Source organism: Vibrio sp. 10N.222.55.A1 (assembly GCF_041473835.1).
Taxonomy (GTDB): Bacteria; Pseudomonadota; Gammaproteobacteria; order Enterobacterales; family Vibrionaceae; genus Vibrio; species Vibrio crassostreae_C.
In genome coordinates, this window is sequence record NZ_JBFRSX010000055.1 from 23801 (window position 1) to 46093 (window position 22293).

The 22293-nt window shown below is 45.0% G+C and carries 22 protein-coding genes and 1 pseudogene; 6 read left to right on the top strand and 17 right to left on the bottom strand.

Going from position 1 to position 22293, the window contains the following annotated elements; genetic code table 11:
• Positions 1-63: 63 nt before the first annotated feature.
• Positions 64-531 carry an anaerobic ribonucleoside-triphosphate reductase-activating protein gene (nrdG, locus tag AB4493_RS16585; RefSeq protein WP_136974584.1) on the bottom strand — a complete coding sequence of 156 codons (468 nt, stop codon included), beginning with the start codon at positions 529-531 and terminating at the stop codon, positions 64-66.
• Between the two features lie 155 nt (positions 532-686).
• Positions 687-2807, bottom strand: a complete 2121-nt coding sequence (gene nrdD / locus AB4493_RS16590; RefSeq protein WP_137001491.1) for an anaerobic ribonucleoside-triphosphate reductase — start codon at positions 2805-2807, stop codon at positions 687-689.
• Between the two features lie 303 nt (positions 2808-3110).
• Here nrdD and AB4493_RS16595 point away from each other — a divergent pair, with 303 nt between their 5' ends.
• Positions 3111-3986 (top strand): endonuclease/exonuclease/phosphatase family protein, encoded by an 876-nt coding sequence (locus AB4493_RS16595; RefSeq protein WP_017064569.1) that lies wholly within the window; start codon positions 3111-3113, stop codon positions 3984-3986.
• Between the two features lie 163 nt (positions 3987-4149).
• On the opposite strand, the gene AB4493_RS16600 is transcribed toward AB4493_RS16595, so the two are convergent.
• From AB4493_RS16600 to AB4493_RS16620, 5 genes are all read right to left on the bottom strand, one after another.
• Entirely contained in the window at positions 4150-4581 is a 432-nt protein-coding gene (locus AB4493_RS16600; protein WP_016787649.1) for a YeeE/YedE family protein, read from the bottom strand.
• Positions 4581-5042, bottom strand: a complete 462-nt coding sequence (locus AB4493_RS16605; protein WP_372155458.1) for a YeeE/YedE family protein — start codon at positions 5040-5042, stop codon at positions 4581-4583. Before AB4493_RS16605 ends, AB4493_RS16600 begins: the two co-directional genes overlap by 1 nt.
• Before the next feature lie 202 nt (positions 5043-5244).
• Positions 5245-6477, bottom strand: a complete 1233-nt coding sequence (locus tag AB4493_RS16610; RefSeq protein ID WP_102394371.1) for a glycosyltransferase — start codon at positions 6475-6477, stop codon at positions 5245-5247.
• Positions 6478-6574: 97 nt separating this feature from the next.
• The gene (locus AB4493_RS16615) at positions 6575-7039 is read right to left on the bottom strand and encodes a GNAT family N-acetyltransferase (protein WP_029235379.1); all 465 of its coding nucleotides are present in this window, start codon (positions 7037-7039) and stop codon (positions 6575-6577) included.
• 22 nt (positions 7040-7061) lie between these two features.
• Positions 7062-8159: a ketoacyl-ACP synthase III gene (locus AB4493_RS16620; protein ID WP_017060124.1), complete on the bottom strand. Its 1098-nt coding sequence runs from the start codon at positions 8157-8159 to the stop codon at positions 7062-7064.
• A gap of 122 nt (positions 8160-8281) precedes the next feature.
• Between AB4493_RS16620 and trxC the strand changes: the two genes are divergently transcribed.
• Positions 8282-8716 carry a thioredoxin TrxC gene (trxC, locus tag AB4493_RS16625; protein WP_017060125.1) on the top strand — a complete coding sequence of 145 codons (435 nt, stop codon included), beginning with the start codon at positions 8282-8284 and terminating at the stop codon, positions 8714-8716.
• A gap of 102 nt (positions 8717-8818) precedes the next feature.
• Here trxC and AB4493_RS16630 read toward each other — a convergent pair.
• A pseudogene (locus AB4493_RS16630) lies at positions 8819-10498 on the bottom strand (GMC family oxidoreductase).
• A complete protein-coding gene (locus AB4493_RS16635; protein ID WP_372155460.1) occupies positions 10491-12083 on the bottom strand; it encodes a long-chain fatty acid--CoA ligase in 1593 nt (530 codons plus the stop codon). The pseudogene AB4493_RS16630 and the gene AB4493_RS16635 overlap by 8 nt, the downstream one beginning before the upstream one ends.
• A 369-nt stretch (positions 12084-12452) precedes the next feature.
• Here AB4493_RS16635 and AB4493_RS16640 point away from each other — a divergent pair, with 369 nt between their 5' ends.
• Entirely contained in the window at positions 12453-13478 is a 1026-nt protein-coding gene (locus AB4493_RS16640) for an AraC family transcriptional regulator (protein WP_372155462.1), read from the top strand.
• A gap of 57 nt (positions 13479-13535) precedes the next feature.
• Here AB4493_RS16640 and AB4493_RS16645 read toward each other — a convergent pair whose 3' ends face one another.
• Entirely contained in the window at positions 13536-13775 is a 240-nt protein-coding gene (locus AB4493_RS16645; protein ID WP_017060129.1) for a hypothetical protein, read from the bottom strand.
• On the opposite strand from AB4493_RS16645, the gene AB4493_RS16650 reads away from it, so the two are divergent.
• Positions 13747-14898: an MFS transporter gene (locus AB4493_RS16650; protein WP_029235229.1), complete on the top strand. Its 1152-nt coding sequence runs from the start codon at positions 13747-13749 to the stop codon at positions 14896-14898. The genes AB4493_RS16645 and AB4493_RS16650 overlap by 29 nt on opposite strands.
• Positions 14899-15032: 134 nt before the next feature.
• Here the strand turns inward: AB4493_RS16650 and AB4493_RS16655 are convergent, their stop codons facing one another.
• Positions 15033-15926, bottom strand: a complete 894-nt coding sequence (locus AB4493_RS16655; RefSeq protein ID WP_017060977.1) for an AraC family transcriptional regulator — start codon at positions 15924-15926, stop codon at positions 15033-15035.
• A 50-nt stretch (positions 15927-15976) separates the two neighbouring features.
• On the opposite strand from AB4493_RS16655, the gene AB4493_RS16660 reads away from it, so the two are divergent.
• A complete protein-coding gene (locus AB4493_RS16660) occupies positions 15977-17374 on the top strand; it encodes an MATE family efflux transporter (protein ID WP_372155464.1) in 1398 nt (465 codons plus the stop codon).
• A 108-nt stretch (positions 17375-17482) separates the two neighbouring features.
• Here AB4493_RS16660 and AB4493_RS16665 read toward each other — a convergent pair whose 3' ends face one another.
• Both AB4493_RS16665 and AB4493_RS16670 read right to left on the bottom strand, forming a co-directional pair.
• Positions 17483-17878 carry a nitrous oxide-stimulated promoter family protein gene (locus AB4493_RS16665; protein WP_372155466.1) on the bottom strand — a complete coding sequence of 132 codons (396 nt, stop codon included), beginning with the start codon at positions 17876-17878 and terminating at the stop codon, positions 17483-17485.
• A gap of 3 nt (positions 17879-17881) precedes the next feature.
• Entirely contained in the window at positions 17882-18397 is a 516-nt protein-coding gene (locus AB4493_RS16670; protein WP_017067858.1) for a GNAT family N-acetyltransferase, read from the bottom strand.
• A 97-nt stretch (positions 18398-18494) separates the two neighbouring features.
• On the opposite strand from AB4493_RS16670, the gene AB4493_RS16675 reads away from it, so the two are divergent.
• The gene (locus AB4493_RS16675; protein WP_017060973.1) at positions 18495-18704 is read left to right on the top strand and encodes a DUF2986 domain-containing protein; all 210 of its coding nucleotides are present in this window, start codon (positions 18495-18497) and stop codon (positions 18702-18704) included.
• Between the two features lie 114 nt (positions 18705-18818).
• On the opposite strand, the gene AB4493_RS16680 is transcribed toward AB4493_RS16675, so the two are convergent.
• The 4 genes from AB4493_RS16680 to AB4493_RS16695 are packed head-to-tail and all read right to left on the bottom strand — an operon-like array spanning position 18819 to position 22289.
• Positions 18819-19742 carry an ABC transporter substrate-binding protein gene (locus AB4493_RS16680; RefSeq protein WP_017064558.1) on the bottom strand — a complete coding sequence of 308 codons (924 nt, stop codon included), beginning with the start codon at positions 19740-19742 and terminating at the stop codon, positions 18819-18821.
• A gap of 2 nt (positions 19743-19744) precedes the next feature.
• A complete protein-coding gene (locus AB4493_RS16685) occupies positions 19745-20620 on the bottom strand; it encodes a metal ABC transporter permease (RefSeq protein ID WP_065206162.1) in 876 nt (291 codons plus the stop codon).
• Positions 20620-21354, bottom strand: coding sequence for a metal ABC transporter ATP-binding protein (locus tag AB4493_RS16690; RefSeq protein ID WP_017070975.1), 735 nt, complete (start codon positions 21352-21354; stop codon positions 20620-20622). The genes AB4493_RS16685 and AB4493_RS16690 overlap by 1 nt, the downstream gene beginning before the upstream one ends.
• Entirely contained in the window at positions 21354-22289 is a 936-nt protein-coding gene (locus AB4493_RS16695) for a metal ABC transporter solute-binding protein, Zn/Mn family (protein ID WP_372155468.1), read from the bottom strand. The genes AB4493_RS16690 and AB4493_RS16695 overlap by 1 nt, the downstream gene beginning before the upstream one ends.
• Positions 22290-22293 lie beyond the last annotated feature (4 nt).

A 22293-nucleotide genomic window follows, 5' to 3' on the forward strand; every position in this document is an offset into this window, starting at 1 on the left:
CAGCAGAGGGCTGAGGCTAACTATTTGTACTAGTGTAGTATGTCGTAAATTTACGTTAGTCCACTAAAGCTGGAACCGATGGATGATTTGGTTTGAGCTACCACGCCAATCTAACATTGGATCCGCTTTATCTTGTTCGAAACGACCGTCAATCAGGGTATCAACGTATTCCAATACTTGCTTCTGTTTATCATCCAGCTCATCGAGCTCATAGCCAGTCCACATCCAGATGTCTTTACCTTCACATTCTGCTTTTACACGCTGAACAAGCTTAAGCACTTCAGACACGTTTGCAGGATGCAGAGGATCGCCACCAGAAAGCGATAAGCCACGACGCTTGATTCGCGGATCATTGAGATCAGCGATAATGTGGTCTTGCAGTTCTTGAGTAAACAAATGCCCAGAGTCCAACCTTTGCGTCGATTGGTTATAACACCCGCGACACTGGTGTACACAACCCGACACAAACAAAGTGCAGCGTGTTCCAGGGCCATTTACAACGTCGATTGGGTGATATTGGTGATAATTCATAAGGCAGTATTGAAAACTCGTGATTACTTAATAGTTTGAGAAGATGTGTTGTAAAAGCTGAAACGAAAGAATTGGTATCGACATAACGCCGATACCAATCATATTTCTTGAAACGTAGCTCTTCTAAATAAGCTAGCTAATAATCTTAGAGCTTACTAAAGATGCTTCACTCGGCGTTTAACTTCTTCTTGCTTACCGAAGTTAAATGGTCGTGCATCTGGGCTACCAAGGTAACCACAAACACGGCGTGTTACCGATACTTTGGTTGAGTCGTGGTTGCCACACTTAGGACACGTAAAGCCCTTACTAGTACAGTCAAATTCACCGTTGTAACCACATTCGTAGCACTCATCAATCGGCGTATTTGTACCGTAGTAAGGAACACGTGTGTAGCTGTAGTCCCATACGTTTTCTAGTGCTTCGATGTTCTTCTGCATGTTCGGGAACTCACCGTAACAGATGAAACCACCACTAGAGATTTCAGGATAAGGCATCTCAAAATCGATCTTGTCGTATGGGTTCACTTTCTTCTGCACGTCTAAGTGAAAGCTGTTGGTGTAATAACCACGGTCTGTTACGCCATCAATCACACCAAACTCTTTGGTGTCGATGCTGCAGAAACGACTACATAGGTTTTCACTTGGTGTGCCGTATAGGCTGAATGCATAACCTGTCTCTTTGGTCCAAGATTCTACTTCACGCTTCATGTACTCCACTAGCTCAAGCGCTTTAGCACGCGTTTCGCCATCGTCGTACAGGTGAACGTCAGTACCGTAAAGCGCAGTCATTGCTTCGTGGATACCAATGTAACCAAGAGAAACAGAAGCACGGCCGTTCTTAAAGATATCAGCGATAGAGTCGTCTGCTTTCAAGCGAACGCCACATGCACCTTCCATGTATAGGATTGGAGCAACACGTGCTTTCACGTTTTCTAGACGAGAAATACGAGTTTCTAATGCACGACGAGCCAGCTTGAGTTTATCATCAAGCAGTTCGTAGAACTTAGCCATATCTTGTTTTGCGTTAATCGCAATACGTGGCAAGTTCAAGCTAACAACACCTAAGTTGTTACGGCCTTCGTGAATCAACTCACCATTTTCTTCATAAGTATTCAAGAAGCTACGACAACCCATAGGAGTTTTAAATGACCCTGTCACTTCTACTACTTTGTCGTAGTTAAGAATGTCTGGGTACATACGCTTAGACGCACACTCTAGCGCTAATTGCTTGATGTCGTAGTTTGGATCTTGCTTCTGGTGGTTCAAACCATCTTTGATCGCAAATACCAGTTTAGGGAACACGGCTGTTTTACGGTTCTTACCCAAACCTGCAATGCGGTTTTTCAAGATTGATTGCTGAATCAATTTCGAGCCCCAGCTTTCACCTAAACCAAAACCAAACGTCACGAATGGTGTTTGACCATTAGCGGTGTGCAGCGTGTTTACTTCGTACTCCAGAGATTGGAACGCGTCGTAACACTCTTTCTCTGTGCGAGAGATAGCAAAAGCTTCTGGGCTATGAATGTCCCACTCTTTCGCTAGCGATAAGTGCTTCTCGTAGCTCGCCATAACGTAAGGTTCAAGAACCTCATCGATGCGGTTAATCGTTGTGCCGCCGTAGATGTGACTCGCCACTTGCGCGATGATCTGCGCGGTTACCGCTGTCGCCGTAGAAATAGACTTAGGTGTGTCGATTTCCGCGTTACCCATCTTGAAGCCATGCGTTAACATGCCTTTCAGATCGATAAGCATGCAGTTAAACATTGGGAAGAACGGTGCGTAGTCTAGATCGTGGTAGTGAATATCACCACATTCGTGAGCATGTACGATATCACGTGGCAAAATGTGAGTTTTCGCATAGTGTTTAGCCACGATACCCGCCAGCAGGTCACGCTGAGTTGGGATTACTTTGCCATCTTTGTTCGCGTTTTCATTGATTAGATCAACGTTGCTTTCTTCGATCAAACCTTCGATCTCACGAGTTAAAGCGCTTTGCTTCTCACGGGCGATGTCGCGGTCATGACGATATTCAATGTAGGCACGAGCCAGAGACTTGTATGGTCCCTGCATTAGCTCGTTCTCGACCATGGTTTGAATTTCAGAGATATGAACTTCATCGTAGTCTTCGAGCTTCAACTCAACTGCTAATGCCACATTCAGTGCATAAATAGCAATTTCCTTATCGGCTTTGTCTGATGCTGCTTCCACTGCAGCTTGGATGCGATCTCTACTGAATGGAGCTCTTGAGCCATCACGCTTGATTACGATTGATTTCACCACTTCTCCTTACTCTTGAGGTATTCACAGACTTATCCACAAACACACTATATAGAGCGATTTATCGTTTAACTAACACTAGATATTGTGGCGTATTTAACGAGAACCACCAACTTTGAGTATTGATTTGGATCAATAAAAAGAGAACGCTGACTAAGATCAATTCAATATTATTACGCTAGTTCTCAAGTCGAAAAGAAACAATGTAACAATAAAAAAACTCCTAAAAAGAGTTGAATTTTTGGTAAGTGTTGTAGGATAACGGCTCATCAATATTGGCAGACAAAATTAGGGATATTTGGCATGAAACGACTTCAAAACTGGATAATGTTAGGCTGCTTACTCAGTAGCCAGACATTTGCTGAACCTTTGACCATATCCAGTTGGAATATCGAATGGTTATCAACCAACGAGGCTGTGAATAAGTTTTCTGACAAACGTGATCAAGCTGATTTCGACAAACTCGCAACTTATTTTCAATCCTTAGACGCAGACGTGGTTGCGTTTCAAGAAGTCGATAACGTAAATGCCATTCAGCGTGTGGCTGGTGATCAATACAAGATATTGATGTCTGACCGGGCGCTATCTAAGAACAGCAACCGCCAATTTAAAGAAGTGAACCAATACACGGGATTTGCAGTTCGTAAAGGAGTAGCCCTCACCGACTACGCTGACTTTCCGCTTGAAACCACATCCAACAGTAAACTTAGGTTTGCCAGCTATATCGTTGTAGAAACAAACTTTAAACCCATTCACATGTTGTCTGTGCATTTAAAGGCAGGTTGTAGCGGAGCGTATAAGTCCAACCGCGATTGCTCTCGTTTAAAAGAGCAAGCTCAGCAACTGAACAAGTGGATAAAGCAAAGAGAGCGCAATAACGAAGACTACGCCATTCTTGGCGACTTTAACCATAACCTCGCTTACTCACGAGATTGGATGTGGAAAGAGTTATCACAATATACTGATGCGCAGTTAGCGACACGAAAGACCCGTGCAGATTGTAAGGTACGCTCTAACCGCAACAATTATCGCACACATCAGTTCCGCTCTGTTATTGATCATATTGTGGTGAGTGAGTCGCTAAATGCTTCTCCTGCAAAGCAGAAGGTATTTGAAACACAAGATGTTCTGGACTACAAACTCAGCGACCACTGTCCAGTTTCAACGACTATTAAATAGTAGATTTTAGATAACAGCAGATTGTAGATAACTGAAAATAATAGAAACAGTAAATATAGAAAGAGGCTGACTGACTTTCGTGCTGAAAGCGAGTCAACCTCTATGCTTGGTCAGCTCAGAACGGATAACGTCAAAGCCAATGTAATCAGCTATAAGCTTGCTACTAACACGTTTTGTTCATACGATCCGCCAGCCACATTCCCACCAGCATGCTTATCATAAACACCCACACCGTCGGGTTGCCGCCACTTAGGCTGGTTACCGCAGGGCCTGGGCAAAAGCCTGCAATCCCCCAGCCTAAGCCAAACGCTGTAGATCCAAGAATCAGCTTTCTGTCTATCAACGGATTGTTACGGCTATCTAACGGCTCGCCATTGATGGCTTTAGCGCGCTTTTTAATGACCAGATGATAAAACGGTGCAAAGACCAATAGCGCGCCACCCATGACGAATGCCAAACTAATGTCCCAGTTACCGGTAATGTCTAAGAAGCCGAGTACCTTCTCAGGATCAACCATCCCTGAGATGATCATGCCAGAGCCAAAAAGAATACCTGCGACCAAACCGATAACGATAGTAAATGAAGCGTTTTTCATTATGCCCCCAAGCCAGTCAGATTCTTGATAAACACGGTTACGATTGCCACACCCATAAATACACAGGTCGCAACAATAGAACGTTTAGATAAACGCGCCATTCCGACAATGCCATGCCCGCTAGTACAACCGTTCGCTGTTTTAGTACCAAAGCCCACCAGAAGGCCAGCAATAATCACTAAAGCGAGATTCATCTCTTCTAACTGCGGAAGTTGGTAGCCCGTCGGAATTAATAGCCAACCACTTGCGACCATTCCCACAACAAAGGCGATACGCCAGTGTTTTTCGGTGTTTGCTGTATCCGCATCTTTACGTTCTTTGTTGTTGGTGCCAGTTGGCAATAATCGGCTGACAATGCCACTAATGCCAGCAACTCGACCAATCCCCAACATTAAAACAATGGCCGACACGCCTAACAACATGCCGCCGAAAAAAGCATCCCAAGGAATCAAACTAAGCACAAACCTCTCCTATCCACAAACATCATAAACTCATAACAACCTATAAATTAGAGTTTACTAATAAATATAAATTAGTCAATGCTAATGTACTGCGAGTATGTGTCGTTTTGTAAGTCTGGAATTAACAAGCGCCCTGCATGAAAAAAGCCCCTAGGTGTTAACCTAAGGGCTTAAGATTTATTCTGTCTTTGGTAAAGAACAGCTATTTGACCTTGTTCTTCTCAGCAATCCATTGCGACATGTACTTAGTGCTCGCCATACTATGGTGCTTAAGCATTGAACCAAAGAAATTATTCAGTCGATGCGCATCAAGCTCAGAACCTAGCGCAGTCAGTCGCTCGATCAATTTGTCACCCAGTTGATTCTGTTCATAGTGCGCTTCAAGAATTGAATGACATTGGCTTTGAGCTTTAAGCCATTTCTTTTCATCTTTATAAAGAGCGACAGCTTGTTCAACAAACTCATCAATATCATCTGACACTGCGCCCGGCCATTGCAGTTCACCTTGCGGTAGCATGCCTTCACTGCCGATCTCGCTGGTTACATTCGGAGTTTGCAGCTTCATCGCATCAAGTAACTTGCCTTTAATGCCAGCGCCAAAACGTAATGGCGCAACACAAACACGTGCATCTTCCATCACTTCTTGAGCATCTTTAGCCCAACCTTTGATATGGAAACCGGTTTTTGGATTATGCAAAGCGGTTGCTTTCGGCGGCGGATAAGATCCGTAAATATGAAGTTCACTATCAGGCAACTGCTTACGAATCTTCGGCCAAATCTTCTGTAACTGAAGCACTGCATCCCAGTTAGGCGCATGTCTAAAATTACCTATCGTCATGAAATGCTTACGTTCTTCAAAGCTTTTCGTACTTTCAGGCAACGTGTTGAGATCAACCATGAACGGCAGGTGATGTAATAGTTTTGGATCGATATTGAACTCAGATTGGAGCAATTCCATCTCGTAACTTGAGATGATCAACGAAAGATCACAGCGCAGGATTGCAGCGATTTCACGTTTCGCCAAGTCACTGTACAGGTGCTCTTTCGTTAACTCTGTCTCTTTCTTAACAGCTTCATGTCGAGCATTGCGTAGGAATTGTAAATCTTCAGTATCCAGTAGCTTAAAGGCATTGGGACATACCTTCTCGACGCGCCAGCCGAATTGCTCTTCCATCATAAAACGGTCAAACATCACAACATCGGGCTGCAGCTCTTCAATGTAATCGTCAAAGCTATCGCAATTTAACTGTATAGATTGGCTTGTGATGCCCTCTTCAGAGAGATCAATCATGTGCTCGGTTTCTTGAGCGGGTGTTGCAAATTCAACTGACCAACCTTGTCTCTTAAATAGACGTAAAAGAGACATCATATGGCTGCCAGCCGCCGATGAATTCGGTTCTGGCCAAACGTAGCCAATTGCTAAAACTTTCTTCAAAATACTTCCTAAGAAATAACAAAAGGGCCACAGAAGCCCCTAATAAAACGTTAATCGAGTTATGCCGCTGATAATAATGGTTCTAAGAACTCAGCGATCAGATTCGTTCACCTACATTGCGAGCTATCATAAGCACTTCATCGGCTGAGTAAAAGTTTGAAATCGTGGTTTCGACTTGAGCGCCCAATGTCGACTGATAGAGCTTTTGTGCAAAGTTATCTGCTCTGGTGGTCACTAATACATGTTTTAGTGTCGAGCCCTGCTCTGATAGCTTCTGCTTCACTTGAGGCAAAGAGTCTAGAATCAGCTTTTTGCCCAATCCTTGCCCCTGAGCACTCGGTAACACAGCAAGTTGTTCTAGCTCCAAAACAGCTTCAGGCCTAAACCCACTCTTTTGAACCCAAATAATGTAGCCGACAATCTCGCCATCGCTTTCAGCAACAAAGTTAAGAAAGCGTGGCGCAGCATTTAAGTTACATTGTAACCAATTTTTTGAGTTTTGCTGTCGAACAAAAGTAGCTTGGTGAACTAAAGCCGCTCCATCGAGGTCGGCTTCTGTCATAAAACGAACTTGCGCCATGCTGCTACTCATTCTCAGAATTAGGACGCGTTTTACAGTGTAAAATGGCTCTCTCTAGAAGTTCTAATGCCGAGCTATCTGCTTCTGGAAGCTTAGCGTCCGATTGACCTAACGGATCAACACGGCTACCCCACTTAATATGGCCTGCCCCCCAAGTTAAACCGGCACCGAATGCCGCCACAAGGATGTTTGAGTTCGGTTTAACAAAGCCTTGCTCTAACGATTCACACAATGCAATCGGCACAGTCGCAGCCGATGTGTTGCCGTAGTTTTGAATGTTCACAAACGCTTTCTCACGTTCAATGCCCGCCATATCACACAGAGTTTGAATAATTCGGATGTTCGCTTGGTGCGGAATCACAACATCGATGTTTTCAGTTGAGATGCCAGTGCGACTCAATACTGTATGTGCTGCAGCGCCCATTCCTTTCACTGCACGCTTGAAGATCTCTTTACCAACGAAATCAAAATCCCAGTAACCGTTATCAGCAGCAAAGCGGTCCATAGACGTACCGAATTTTGGTACTGCTAGAATGTCACGGCCCTCTGCGTCACAACCGATTTGAGCTTCTTGTAAACCCACTTGTTCTTCAGTACGCGATAAAACCACAGCGCCAGCGCCATCACCGAATAGAACCGCAGTATCACGCTTGGTCCAATCGATGAAGAATGAAAGACGCTCTGCACCCACAACGATCGCATTGCGGTAGTTGCCCGCTTGAATCAATCGAGTTGCTGTTTCAACACCGTAGATAAAGCCTGTACACGCTGCATTAAGGTCAAAAGCTGCTGCGCTCTTGATGCCTAAGTTCTGTTGAACTTTAGACGCGGTATTTGGAATAAGAGAGTCTGGACTGCACGTCGCTACGATCACAAGATCGATATCTTCGGCTGTTAAACCAGCACACGCCATTGCATGTTGAGCAGCAACGGTCGCTAGCTCAGAGGTATTTACATGACTGATACGACGATTTTCGATACCAGTTCGAGTACGAATCCACTCGTCAGACGTATCAATGAAAGTGCTTAAATCATCATTGGATAGCACGGCTGGTGGCAGACACTTTCCCCAGCCCGTAATTTCAGCGTAAAATTTTGTCATCATTTACCTGTTTATTGTTTGTTTTTATTTGAGTATCTTATTCTTGTTTTAAACAGTATAAGCGTTCCGTACATGATTCGTAAATCGCGTTAGGCACGGAGACGCAATAAAAAGAGAAAGTTATGTCTACATTCAACACACGTTGCCCTTCTTGCGGTGGCGTAAACCGAGTTCCTTCAGAAAGAATTTCAGAAAGCCCTACTTGTGGTAAGTGCAAAAACGCACTTCTAGACGGTGCACCAATCGAAGGTACGTCACTGAATTTCCAATCAATTTTGAACAGTTCACAGCCTGTCGTTGTCGATTTTTGGGCGACATGGTGCAACCCATGTGTAGGTTTCGCACCTGTGTTCAGCGATGTCGCTAAAGAGCGCGCTGGCGATGTTCGATTTGTTAAAATTGATACCGAAGCTCAACAGCAACTGGCGGCTATGTATCAAATCAGAAGCATCCCAACGGTGATGGTGTTCAAGAACGGTCAACGTGTTGATACGATTAACGGTGCACTGCCAAAAGGTCAATTTGATCAGTGGCTTAATCAAGCACTAACTAAGTAATACTATTGGTTAAGCTATTGATTTAGCATTACTTAATTCTAAGTAAGCACACAAAAATAGGTTAGAGAGTCTTACCAAATCAAGACTATCTAACCTACTGTTTTATTTATGGTTATCACTTAACTTCTTGAATAAAACTACAGCTTCGCCTTTCGCTTGAATATTAGATTCTTGCTTGCCAAACCCGTATTGCTGTTTGATTTGATCTGCGACTTTCTCAGCAATCATAATGGTTGGTGCATTGGTGTTTGCCCCAATCAGTGTCGGCATCACAGAAGCATCAATGACTCTCAAATTATCCAATCCATAAACTTTGAGATCTTTATCTACCACAGCTAAAGAATCGCTACTAGGTCCCATTTTACAGGTCCCGATCGGGTGATACTGAGTGTCTGCACGATTGCGAATATCTTGCTCGATAGCCTTGTCATCACTGGCGTCCACAGGGTAGAAAGCATTGCCTCGGATATCATCAAACGCGGAACTCTCTAACATTTGATACTGCTTCTTCCAGCCCTTAATCATGATCTCCATGTCTTCAGGATGACTGAAAAACGCAGGATCGATCTTAGGCGGATCATAGGGATCATTACTATTGAGCGTTACGGTGCCGTAGCTCTTCGGTCGCAATAAGGTGACATGAGAGGTAAAGCCATGACTGGTATGAATTTTTCTAGCATGGTCATCTACAACAGCGACCACAAATACAAACTCTAAATCCGGTACAGCGATATGATCTTCGGAACAGAGAAAGCCTATTCCCTCTGCAAAATTACTGCTCATTTTACCGCGGCGTTCTTTGTGCCATAGTGGTAAGGCTTTGGTCATTTCAGAGGCCATTTGCAGCGAGATACCAAAAGTTTCACGCTTTTCACTGCATTTATACGAATGTACTAAGTCGATATGATCTTGAAGGTTCTTGCCCACTCCAGGTAATTCATGAACCTGTTCGATTCCATGTGTCTCTAGTTCAGTTTGAGCACCGACACCAGACAGTAACAGCAATTGGGGAGAACCAAACGCGCCAGCGGAAAGAATCACTTCTTTGTTGCATCGTATCTGATAACGCTTTCCGCTAGAACCATATTCAACACCAATCGCCTTCTTGCATTCAAACAAAACCTTATGTGTGGTGGCTTTAGTCACGACCGTGAGATTCGATCGTGAAAGGTTTGGCGTTAAGTAAGCCTTGGCAGCACTGCATCGTTCACCATTCAGCTGTGTTACCTGCGTCGGCATCGCCCCAAACTGAGCAGCGCCGTTAATATCCTCATTGCGAGGTACACCTATCGATTCACACGCCGTTAAATAACGTTCCAACATAGGGCTTGGCGATCTAAGATTGGCCACATTAAGAGGACCACCTTGGCCATGGAACTCATCTTGGTGGACTTCGTTGTTTTCTGCTTTCTTAAAGTAAGGCAAACAGGATTCATAGTTCCAGCCAGCATTGCCCAAGCTTTCCCATCTATCGTAGTCATAGCGATGTCCACGAGCGTACATCATGGCATTGATAGAGCTAGAACCGCCAAGTGTCTTACCTCTAGGCTGATAGCCTTTACGACCGTTCAAACCCGGCTATTCAACCGTTTCGAATGCCCAATTATTGAGTTTGGTTGGCATCATCGCCACCACGCCAACGGGTGTGTGAATGAATGGGCTGGTGTCTTTACCACCCGCTTCTAACAAGCAAACCGTCACATCAGGATCTTCCGACAGCCGAGAAGCCATCACACACCCAGCTGAACCACCGCCAACAATAATAAAATCATAACTATCCATTTGCCATCTCCGCTATTTCTAGTGGGTGTAACTCACGCTTCAAGATTTTTCCGGTTGCTGTCATGGGTAAGGCTTTACGAATGAATACCTTACGCGGGTATTTGTAGTCGGCGAGTTGCTCACGACACCATGCTATCAAGGCGGCACTATCACATTGCGTATGTTCGTGAAGAACCACATGCGCGTGGATCTCCTCGCCTAAATGTTCATGATGCTCGCCTACCACCGCGACCATTTCGACATCGGGGTGACACATCAACACTTCTTCGACTTCACGTGGATAAACGTTGTACCCACCACGAATAATCATGTCTTTAACACGGTCAACAATGAACAAATTGCCATGCTCATCGACGCGACCGATATCTCCCGTTAAGAACCAACCATCACGAATAGATTCAGCTGTCGCCTCTGGCCTTTGATAATAGCCTTTCATCACACTTGGGCTTTTAATGCAGACTTCGCCGAGTTCACCCATAGCGACAGAGTTGCCTGGTATATCAGTAATCTTGATGAGGTGGCCACATAAAGGCTGACCGACACTACCCGATAAACGATCGCCATCAATATGATTAAAGGTCGCAACCAGCGCCGTTTCCGAGAGCCCATAACCTTCTAAGACTGGTAATTCAAACTGTCGTATAACCTCAAGCGGCATAGAAGCACCGCCAGAAACACCTAACCTCAAGCTGTGTTTAACCTGTTCAGAGCGTTTGCTTGTGTTTTCTAAACTATCAGAAGACTCTTCTCCCGCCTTTAATAGCGCGATATACATAGTAGGAACACCCGCAAACACGCTGACTTTATGGCTAATGATCTGTTCAATAACCAATGACGGTTCAAAACGAGGAATCAACACCATGTTGGACCCTGTTAGCACACTCGCGTTCATCATCACCGTCTGACCGAAGCTATGGAATAAAGGCAGTGTAGCCATTGTGGTGTCGCTGTACTCCAATCTCATTAGATACTGTGACGACATCGCATTGGTTTGCATGTTGGTGTGGGAAAGCTCAGCCCCTTTTGGTTGACCCGTCGTGCCAGAGGTATAAAGGATCACAGCGGTATCATCGCCATGACAAGCCACAGACTCAAAAGGAGTAAAAGGTTGTGCCAACCAATCAGCGATTGATTCATGCTCCTCATTACTTTCTAAAGTAGTGTCTGTGTTTGTTGGGATAGGCATCTCGACAAAGTGTTCACAGTGGTTTGCCTGCTCAAAACCTTGTAAACCATAGCGACCAATTGGAAGCTCTTCACTGCCGTCAAAACATAAATAGGCCTTCGCGTTAGAGTCATTAAGGTGATAAGCGATCTCTCTGGCCTTGAATAGCACGTTCAAAGGCACGACTACACAACCCGCTTTTAGAATCCCGTAATAGGCTATCGGAAAGTAAGTCACGTTCGGGCATGACAACGCTACCTTATCTCCGTTCTGCAACCCAAGTCTTTTCAAGTTAGCAGCCACGTTTCCAGAAAGTTGTTCTAACTGAGAAAAACTGATTTCATCCGATCCCATACGCAGAGCGGCTTTAGTTGGAAAAAGCGAAGCGCTACGCTCCAAATTAACAGCAAGATTGTGCATCCATGATCTCCTTGTGCGGCTTAGACCTGTTTGTGACGGTCACCGTAGACGTTCTAATCGTTGTAATAAGTCTCTTTCTTGTCATCACGAGCCTGCACATTGGTGTGTCATGTAGATAAGAGTCGTTATTGAGCAAAATGTTTGAGACGCTCCAATGTGCAGCCCAATAAATTACAACATTTCGATAACATTTCGAACAGGTTTCAAAAAGACAAAAACCGGTGATATTCGGACACAGCCTGCGCTAGCCCAATAAAACCTTGCACACATAAACCAAAATTTGGAACAAGCTTGCGAAAGTGAGAACAAGCAACAGGCGTAAATGTTAAAAGTTCGGTTAAGATATCGATATTCAACAAGAGGCAGCTTATGGAATACACCGCAGTTTACGAACCCGACATGCAAGCATTCGGCATTCTGGATCTTCAGTTGCTGCATCGTTACCTGTCGCCTGTTCTCAGTATCGAAGAGTTGCTCGAAGGCAGTAACATCGATGCTCTCCAACTCAACACACCCGATACACACATCACTTTGGCGCAAAAGCTTGCTGTGTTCAGTAATGCGTTAGCGAATTCCAACGAAGACGGATTGGGGCTTAAAGTTGGCCAACAAGCGAGGTTCAGCGATTTCGGCGTGCTCGGTTATGCGGTGTTTAGCAGCGAAACACTACTCGATGCCTTTTTAATCGGGTTTAAGTATCTGCAACTTGCTGGCCCTGTCCTCAGGAAAACCATGTCTGTAGAAGACAACATTGGTTACTTTCGCGCAGAGCAACTTATCGAACTCGATTCTTTACTGCCCTTTTGTTGTGAATACTGGTTCGCAGCGATACACAGTTTGTGCGAAGAGGTCTTACAGCAGCCCTTTCCTTCTCAAGTGATCCGCTTCCCCTATCCAAAACCTGAATACGGCGATCTATACACAGAGATTTTCCGCTGCCCGGTTGAATTCAATAGTGACCGGCTTGAATGGGAGTTCGACGCAACCACCTTGTATTCATCTCTTCCTACCGCCAACCCCATCACTTTACAGATGTGCTTAAAATCGTGTGATGACATGTTGGCAAAAGTCAGTGCACCCAGTAGCCTCAAAGAGAAAGGCTCTCAGATGCTGATTGAAAGGCCAGGATGTTACCCTTCTATAGAATCCATTTCTTCAGAACTGGGCATGTCTTCTCGAACTCTGCGTCGTCACCTGAAAGCAGCGGATACGAGCTATCAGAAGATACTGGACCATGTTCGCTTTCACCTTTCCCGGCACTACCTTTCTTCAACTCGAATGAGTATTGAAGAGATATCTGAACGAGTTGGCTTTTCTGATAGCGCTAACTTTCGTCATGCCTTTCGTAAGTGGAGTGGTAACTCGCCACGTCAATACCGTAAAGAAACGGTCTAACACTTAAAATCCCACTCAATCCAAATCATAAAAAGACAATCACGCTGCAATCTTTTTCTAAATTAAACCACCAATGAACAACGGCTTAACGACTTTTTGCCCGCATAAAATCTCGCCAAACCACCAAATATCGCAACCGTATTTTAGTTTAGTTGGTCGATAAATCTCTTTTATCTTAACGACCATTTTTATTTGTTTTACCCAATTCAGTTTCTCCCCCATAGTCGCGGAAAATTCATCGTTTCTTTTACTATCAGAGGCTCCTGCATTGGACAACATCCAACCAACAACTCGCATAACTGTTCCTGTTATTGCATTGTCTTTTTACGCGATCGCTTCAGGCTACTTAATGAGTTCATTACCATTAATGCTGTCTGAGTATGGCTTAGACAAAGATCTATCGAGTTGGTTAGCGAGTGCATTCTATGCAGGTCTACTGGCTGGTACATTATTGATTGAACGTGCCATTGCGCGTGTTGGCCACAAAGATGCGTTCGTCATCGCATTGAGTGTGTTCATCGCAACGATCCTTGTATTGCCATTGATCCCACACCAAGCAGTATGGCTACTAGCTCGCTTTGTGGCTGGTGTGGCGGTTGCAGGTATCTTCGTGATTGTAGAGTCTTGGCTAATGAGCGGCGACGAGTCACAACGCGCAAAACGTCTCGCTATCTACATGTGTTCACTGTACGGCGGTTCTGCAGTTGGTCAGCTTGGTATCGGTTACCTAGGTATTACTGGTGGCGTACCTTTCATCGCAATGTTCACCCTTCTGTTTGGTGCGATCATTGTGCTGATGTACGGACAAGCAACTCCACCACAGATCCACGATGCGCAATCTTTGTCTTTAAAGCAGATCAGCAAATTAAGCCACAGCGCGCTAATTGGCTGCATTGTTTCCGGATTAACGCTAGGTGCGATTTACGGCTTGATGCCAGTTGAACTTGCTCAACGTAACATTGCACACGAAGACATTGGTGGTTTGATGGCTTTGGTTATCATGGGTGGTATGGCTGTACAGCCGATGGTGACTTGGTTATCTCACCACGTAGGACAAGTGTTATTAATGGCTTTGTTCTGCCTGCTAGGGGTTGCAAGCATTGGTGTGCTGACTATCAATCACGATTTCTACGTACTAGGCATGAGCTTGTTCGTATTAGGCATGGCCACATTTGCGCTATACCCAATCGCGATTAACTTAGGTTGCCGTAACCTTGACCCAAGCTACTTGGTGTCAGTGACTCAAATCATGCTACTTTGCTACAGCATCGGTTCTGTTGCGGGACCAATCGTTGCAGACAGCTTTATGGATTCACAAGCAGGATTGTTCACTTACCTGTTCGCGTCTCTACTTGCTACAACGATCTACATGTTGATTGCTAGCCTAAAGCGCTCTCACCTACAGATTGCAGGCGAGTAAGCTTAAATAGACAGACACTAGATGCGTGTCATTAGGGCTCCGAGTTCAGACTTTATGTCTAAGCGAAGGGCCCTTTTCAACTCATGCCTATATGTAACCTTCTTCTCCCACACTTCTCATTTCATCGTGCAAGGCTAACCAAGAAGTCGATGGCTCTTTCGATATTGACTGGGTGACAAACCGAAATGCTTTTTGAAACGATGCGAAAAGTTATAAGGATCTTTGTAGCCTAAGCGATTAGCAATCATAGAAACTGACCAATCTTGATATTTCAGTAGACTGGTGGCTTTGTCCATGCGTAATTGAATCAATTTACTGCGTGGTGAGAGGTTGAATAGCGTCTTGGTGACCCTATTGAGTTGCTCTTCACTGATGAACACTCTTTCAGCCATCCCTGCCACTGTCCATGGCTGATGCAGACTACTTTCAATTTCGTTATAGAGCGCTTGAACACGTGCAGTGGTGCTGGTCGACTTAGGCTCAAACCCCGTCAATGTTCGGATAATTTCACTCAAGAGTAACTTACGGTAACTGGCTCTACCGCCTATCTCAAAGTAAACCAAGTTCATTAATGACCAGATCTGCTCACACTCTCCAAAAGGCACAATCCCCTGTCCTAAACTTGCTATGTGCTGCCATTGCTTGGTGTCAGGCGTCAGCATCCACGCCATTTTCCAATAATTATATTGAGGATCGAGTTCAAAACGAAATGGGGTTTCAGCAGGAAGCACCACGAGTGTATAAGGTGTAATCGCTTGGACCGATGTTGCGGTTGTTAGAATGCCGCCACCTTCCATAGTGAAAATCAACGTATGAACATTAACGGATTCGCGCTCAACCCAGTAGCCATCATATAGCTTCGCCATGCCGCCCATATAGACACCAAAGCTTTTCATCTCTGGAATATCTTCAACGGTCAAAAAACGTTCTTTGCACTGTTCAGCGAGAAAAACATCATCATGCCAAGTTGATTTTGGTCTCATTGAATCAATGACGGATTCGCACAGGTTTTGTTGTTTTTTAAACATGTTGTTACTTCGCTCAAATCACTATAGTTCTGCCATAAATCGGAGAGCTTATGACAACTAACATCAACCCTAACTCATCTATGAATAACAAGCCAGAGAGCATCTTACCTCGTATCGTTAAACTGGGTTTACCTGTTGCTTTACAAAGTGCGCTTGTCGCTATTCTTGCCCTTGCTGACGTATTAATGGTCAGTGATTATGGTATGGAAGCAGCTGCGGCTGTGGGAATTGCATCAAAATGGCACTTCGTTGCTATTATGATTATGGCAGGGTTGGCCTCAGCAAACGGAACATTAGTCGCTCAATACTGGGGAAAGAACGACCGAAAAAGCGCGCGAACGGTATCATCTATCGCAATGGTGTTTGGCTTAAAAGTTCTGCTGCCTGTTACTGCAATCATCACTCTTGGTTCTCAGTTTTTAATGATGTTGCAAACCAGCGATCAAACCGTGATTGAACTTGGCGCGACTTACCTATGGTATGGCTTCCCCGTTCTACTGCTGACTCACATTGTCGTCGTGGTAGAAGCAAGCATGCGCTCATCAGGTGACACCGTAACCCCGCTGCTATTAGGCGCGGTGACCATTGCACTCAACATTGCGCTTAACTTCGTTCTAATCAAAGGTGCCTTTGGTATTCCCGCTATGGGCGTAGCAGGTGCAGCACTGGCGACGGCACTCGCTCGCGCAATTCAAGTCGGCTTGATGTATAGCTACATGCGCATGCGTAAACATTGGTTGTTAACCACGCCTAGCTCACCACATCGTCCATCATTGTGGCTATCTTACCGTCGTATTGCTTTGCCACTAACGATGAATGCCGTGTTATGGGCAATGGGTACTATGGCATACCAAATGATCTTCGGTCACATGGGCACAACGGAACTTGCTGTGTTCTCTATGCTCGCGCCTTTTGAGTCGCTGTGTTACTCGATATTCTTTGGTATTTCTGTAGCGTGTTCCGTGTTGCTTGGTCACTCACTCGGTCGTGATGAGTTTGATGACGCTATGAGTATGGGTCTGACGTTCATCAAAGCCGTGGTTGGTTTTGGTGCGGTTGTAGGCTTGCTATTGTTTATGGGTAAAGAGCACGTTCTGTCATGGCTAAACCTGACCAAAGACGCTTTATACCCGCTTGCTTCACCTGCGATGATGATCATGTGCTTTGCGGTCGTGATTCGCATGCTCAACATGGTGATCATTAACGGTATTATTCGTGCTGGTGGTGATAATGCGTTCTGCCTTCGCATGGATTTCATCGCGATGTGGATGGTGGGCATTCCAGTATGTGTTTACGGCGCGTTTGTCGCTGAATGGGACTTTAAATACATCTATGGTCTAATGTTGGTAGAAGAAGTCGTGAAATTGACCATCTGTTCACACCGTTACTTGAGCCGACGCTGGATCAACAACCTAACGGTGACCTACGAAGAGCCTCAAGCGGCGTAAGTTTCAGTTACCTGGCTATATTCAAACTTAGATAAAACGTATCTACATAAAAAAGGTCTGAGAAATCAGACCTTTTGCATTTCTTTAGAAATTACTTTAAAGCGCCACTTACTTCTTGTTCATTCGGATATGGCGGTTCGACACATTCGGCAACGGCTTTTCAGGCACTTTCCGTTTCTCATGAATCAGATGTCGAATCGCTAATATCGGATGCTTAAGTAGCATTCTTGGCCCGGCATAGCGCATCACCAATAGCATCTGCTCTTTTGGATCGGGCTTATAGCAATGGATCGGACACTTATTGCAGGTCGGTTTGGCTTCACCATAAGGGCATCTATCCAGTCGTGTTTCGGCGTAACGCAACAGTTGCTCACACTCCTCACATAACGCGTTATTCTGACGAACTTCACCGTGGTGATCTTTGCAATAGATGTGCACCATCGCAATAACGGTTTTGTACTCCGTTGCGAGCTCACCTTGTAGAATATTGTTATGTTGGAACATGTTTTAATTACCTAATGAGAAACCGTACAGGTTGAGATTAACGCTTTCGCTTATCACATCTTCAACTCGCTCGAACACAAAGCCTAACTTAGTCAGTAGTGTGATACTTCGAATGTTATCAGAGGTAGTGATGGCAACTAAATGATCGATATCAGCATTCTGCTTAGCTTGTTCAATTATCGCCTCCGCGGCTTCTTGGGCAAAGCCTTGACCATAAAACTCAGGAGCAAACCCGTAGCCAATATCATGCGACGCTAAGGTGTCTCTTTTTATTAATCCGCAGATACCAATTGGCGTTGAAGTTTCTTTGATTTCAACCATCAACAAACAGACACCCTTCTCTTCATGCATCTTAAGAATGTTGTTTTCAATGTACTCGACAGCCTTTTCAGTGTCGTTGATTTCCTTATCACCAATGTAACGCAGGAAATCTTCTGAGCTGTATAGTCGTTGAATAAACGCCGCATCTTGAGGTGTGATCATTCTTAATCTTAAACGTTCGGTCTCGACTGACTGCATAGTGATATTTTCCTTGCTGAATACCATGTAAATATTGAGTTCTAGAGCTAAAATGATTATCCTCCACCGCCTAAACTAAATACAAGGCTATGCAGCAATGAACCGTAAGAAAAAAATCAATCAAATTCTAAAAAAGAAGCAGAAACAGGCGAATTCTAAACTGCATAGTAGCAACAAGCCTCGCTACATCTCTAAAGCTGACCGTGCAAAAATGGAAGCTGAAGAACAAGCGAAAGCAGCTCAAGAGCAAGCTGAAGGTTCAGTAGAAGCAACGGTTGAAGCTGAAGAGACAAAAGCTGCAGAGTAAGTTTATACTCGCAGTCCTCTTGTCTGACACTCTTTTCAGAGCCAACAGACAAGAACAAAAAAGCAGCCTCAAATTGGGCTGCTTTTTTGATCCTACCATTTTTAATCGCGCTGGTTAGCCTTTGAATGGCTGCACTTCCCAACGGGCAAACGGTGCTTTTGCGTTGATTCCCGCTCTGCCCCAACGATCAACAGAATCCACTACCAAGATACGCTCATTCGGTACCAATGATTTAATCAAGTTGCTTGGCTTTTTCGCTGTAACTAACCATAGAGCATCATCTTCCGAAAACATCTCTTTAAGCTTGGCTTTGTCCTGCTCTGTCCATTCCAGTTCAGCTTTGAACATGCGTTCTTCAACAAACAGTTGGCTGCCAGAGGCGAAATCTTCCAAGCTTTCTGAAAGCAACAATACTGAATCTACGTCATTGTCGAGCAATACTGCTTGCTGCTTGTTGATCAGTTCACGAACATCCAACATCACACGTTGTAAGTTGCTATCAATCGTTTCAGCTTGCGCAGGCCACAACAACTTAAAGTCGTCAGCCACAATCGCCGCCATACGTGTTAAGTTGGTCGGGTTTAACCATGCGTATTTAGACACATCACCATTCGACAATGTAAGCGCAGCAACGCCTTGTGCACGCGGTGTAATCGCTTGAGCGGCATCAACCTCAACTAAACGGATATTGCTTTGTCTTGCGTATACAAACGTAGGGTCGGCTTGCCAGATCGATGACAACGTTACCGCAACGGTCGCCTTTTCACCCGATTGAAGCACTTTACTCGCACCCTTGGTACCAAACCAATTCGGCAGACGGTCAATACCGTAGCGCTTAGGTGGTAGATATTCGGTCGTAATGTCCGTGCCTTTGGTTAGCTCTGTCGCCAATGCATAAGTCACAGGTGTACTGGTTAGGATGTCTTCTGCATTCACGTTCAGTGACATCAAAGAACCAGCCATTAATACACTACCAAGTACACTCACTTGAGCCGTTGCTTTTACTGAGCTAGCGATACGATTCATTAAACAAGTCATGATTACGCCTTTCTTACAATTCGGTATAGCGTTGCTGCTAGGAAAAACGTTGCAGAAACGATGATGATTGAAGCGCCCGATGGCACTGGCAGTTTGAGTTCCATAGGCAACACGGTTCCAACCAAACATGCGATGGTTGCGAGTAATGCCGACAAGAGAACAAAGCTCCCCATACGTTTAGTTAACAATCGAGCGGTCGCACCTGGAATCAACAATAACGCACCCACTAGAACTGCACCTACGATCTTCACGGCCGCAATTGTCACTAAGGTGATCATCATGACAAACAAGTAATCGTAAAAGCTGGTGTTGTAACCACGAACCTTAGCTATATCAGGGCTGATACAAGTCAGGAGAATGCGGTTGAATGTCGGTATCAAGAGCAAGATGATGATCGCGCAACTACCTGCGAGAATCGCTAAGTCTTGGTCTGTTACCGTAAGAATCGAGCCAAACAGTACGTTTTCAAGCATGTGGATATTGATCTTACGAGCAACATACATCAGTAACGCCGCACCCACTGCCAGTGCTAAAGCAAGGAAAACGCCAACTAAAGTATCGTATGGCACATTGGTTCTGTTTCTTACAAAGTGAAGAAGCAGCGCGAAGATCATACAGAAGCTAAACAAACCAATAATTGGGTTTTCTGGTGGCTCGCCAAGCAAAACACCAATAGCGATACCGGTTAACGCTGCGTGGCCGACGGCTTCTGAGAAGAAAGCCAGACGCTTGGCAATCACCAAAGTACCCAGACCACCTAACAGAGGACCAAGTAGTAACGCTGCAACCAAAGCATTGACCATGAAGGCATACATGAAACTGTCTGATAACCAGCCCGCTTCCACGCCACTAATGGCTAGTTGTCGTAACCAATCCATTACGCAACCTCCTTCGATTTGGTCATCGCAGAGCCACTGCTGTAGTGCTGGAACAGGCTCTCGATTTTACTTGGGTGTAAGACTTGTTCGTGTGGGCCACTATCAACCAAGAATCGATTCACAACATGTACGTTCGCTTCGAGTCGACGCACTGCCGTGACATCGTGGTGTACCGCAAGGATCGTACGACCTTCACTAACACATTCACGAATTAACGATTCAAGATAACGAACGCCCTGCTCGTCCATACCCGTGGTTGGTTCATCCAACACCAGTAGACTTGGGTTATCTAATAGCGCTTGGGCAAACAGCACGCGTTGCTGCTCACCACCCGATAACTGTCCCATGCGGCGGTCGCTACGAGTAGCCATACCAACGCGATCTAATTGTGCGAGTGCAAGATCCAATTGCTTAGACTTACGACGCCAAAATAGCGGAATTCGAGTTTGGTTAAGCAACACGAAATCCATGACCGTCAAAGGCAAGCTCGATTCGAAGGTCGCTTTTTGTGGAACATAACCGATACTTGGCTTTTCTGGCCAATGAATATTGATTTGCCCAGAGAAAGGCGTCAAACCAAGAACAGAGCGTAGCAGAGAGGTTTTACCACCGCCGTTTGGCCCCATGATTACATGGCACTCACCCGCTTTAAGTTCTAGTGAGATATCGTCAAGAATGACGTTGTTGTCATATTGCAGACCGAGTTGATTGATTGAAATCGATGGACCTAACATTATGCGTTCCCGCTTTTAGCTTGGTTCGCCGCCGCAAATTTCATTGCTTCGATTAATGTCTCGAGATTCTTCTGCATCTCAACTTCGACTTTGTCGTCTTCATATTCGCCATGCGTCATGTGAGAGAAACGGTAAAGCTGAACACCCGTTTCCGCTTCAATCGTGTCAACAAAACGGTTTGGCATGTTTAGCTCGTAGAACAACACGTCAATGCCCGATGCGCGGATCTTTTCGATCGTTTCTTGCAACTGGCTCGCACTTGGTTCAACACCGTGTGCAGGCTCAATCACCGCCGCAACATCCACACCAAATTCTTGAAGGATGTAGCCATACGCATTGTGCGTGGTCGCCACCTTCATACCTGAAGTATCTAACTCACCTAATGACAACATCGCATCGCGCTTCATAAAGCGAAATTGCTTTGTGTATTTACGTGCATTCTTACGATAAAAAGCCGCGTTGTCAGGGTCGAGCTTAGAGACCTCACTCGCGATGGTGTAAACCTTTTGAATTGTTGTCGAAAGCCCAACAAAGGTATGTGGGTTAACGGCACCTTGACCAACAGACTGACCAAGAGCAGGAAGTAGAGGCACTTCTTTGTTTGCTTCGATCACGACTAGGTCATCACGTTGCGCGGCTGAAATCACTTTAAGCGCGAAGTCATCGTGACCAATACCGTTTACCACGATGGCGTCCATCTGGCTCAATCTCTTCAAGTCGTTCGGTTGTGGCAAGTAGTTATGCGGATTAAAGCCGGCATCAACCAAAGGAAGGATGTTCACTTTGTCGCCTACTACTGCTTTTACGTAGCTGTAGTAAGGTTGAAGCGTGATACCAATCGTCAGCTTGTTGCTGTCGATCTTATATTCTTTTGCCAATGCATTGGGTGCCATGAACACCGCTAATAACGACATGAACAGAGTCATAATTCGCATAGTA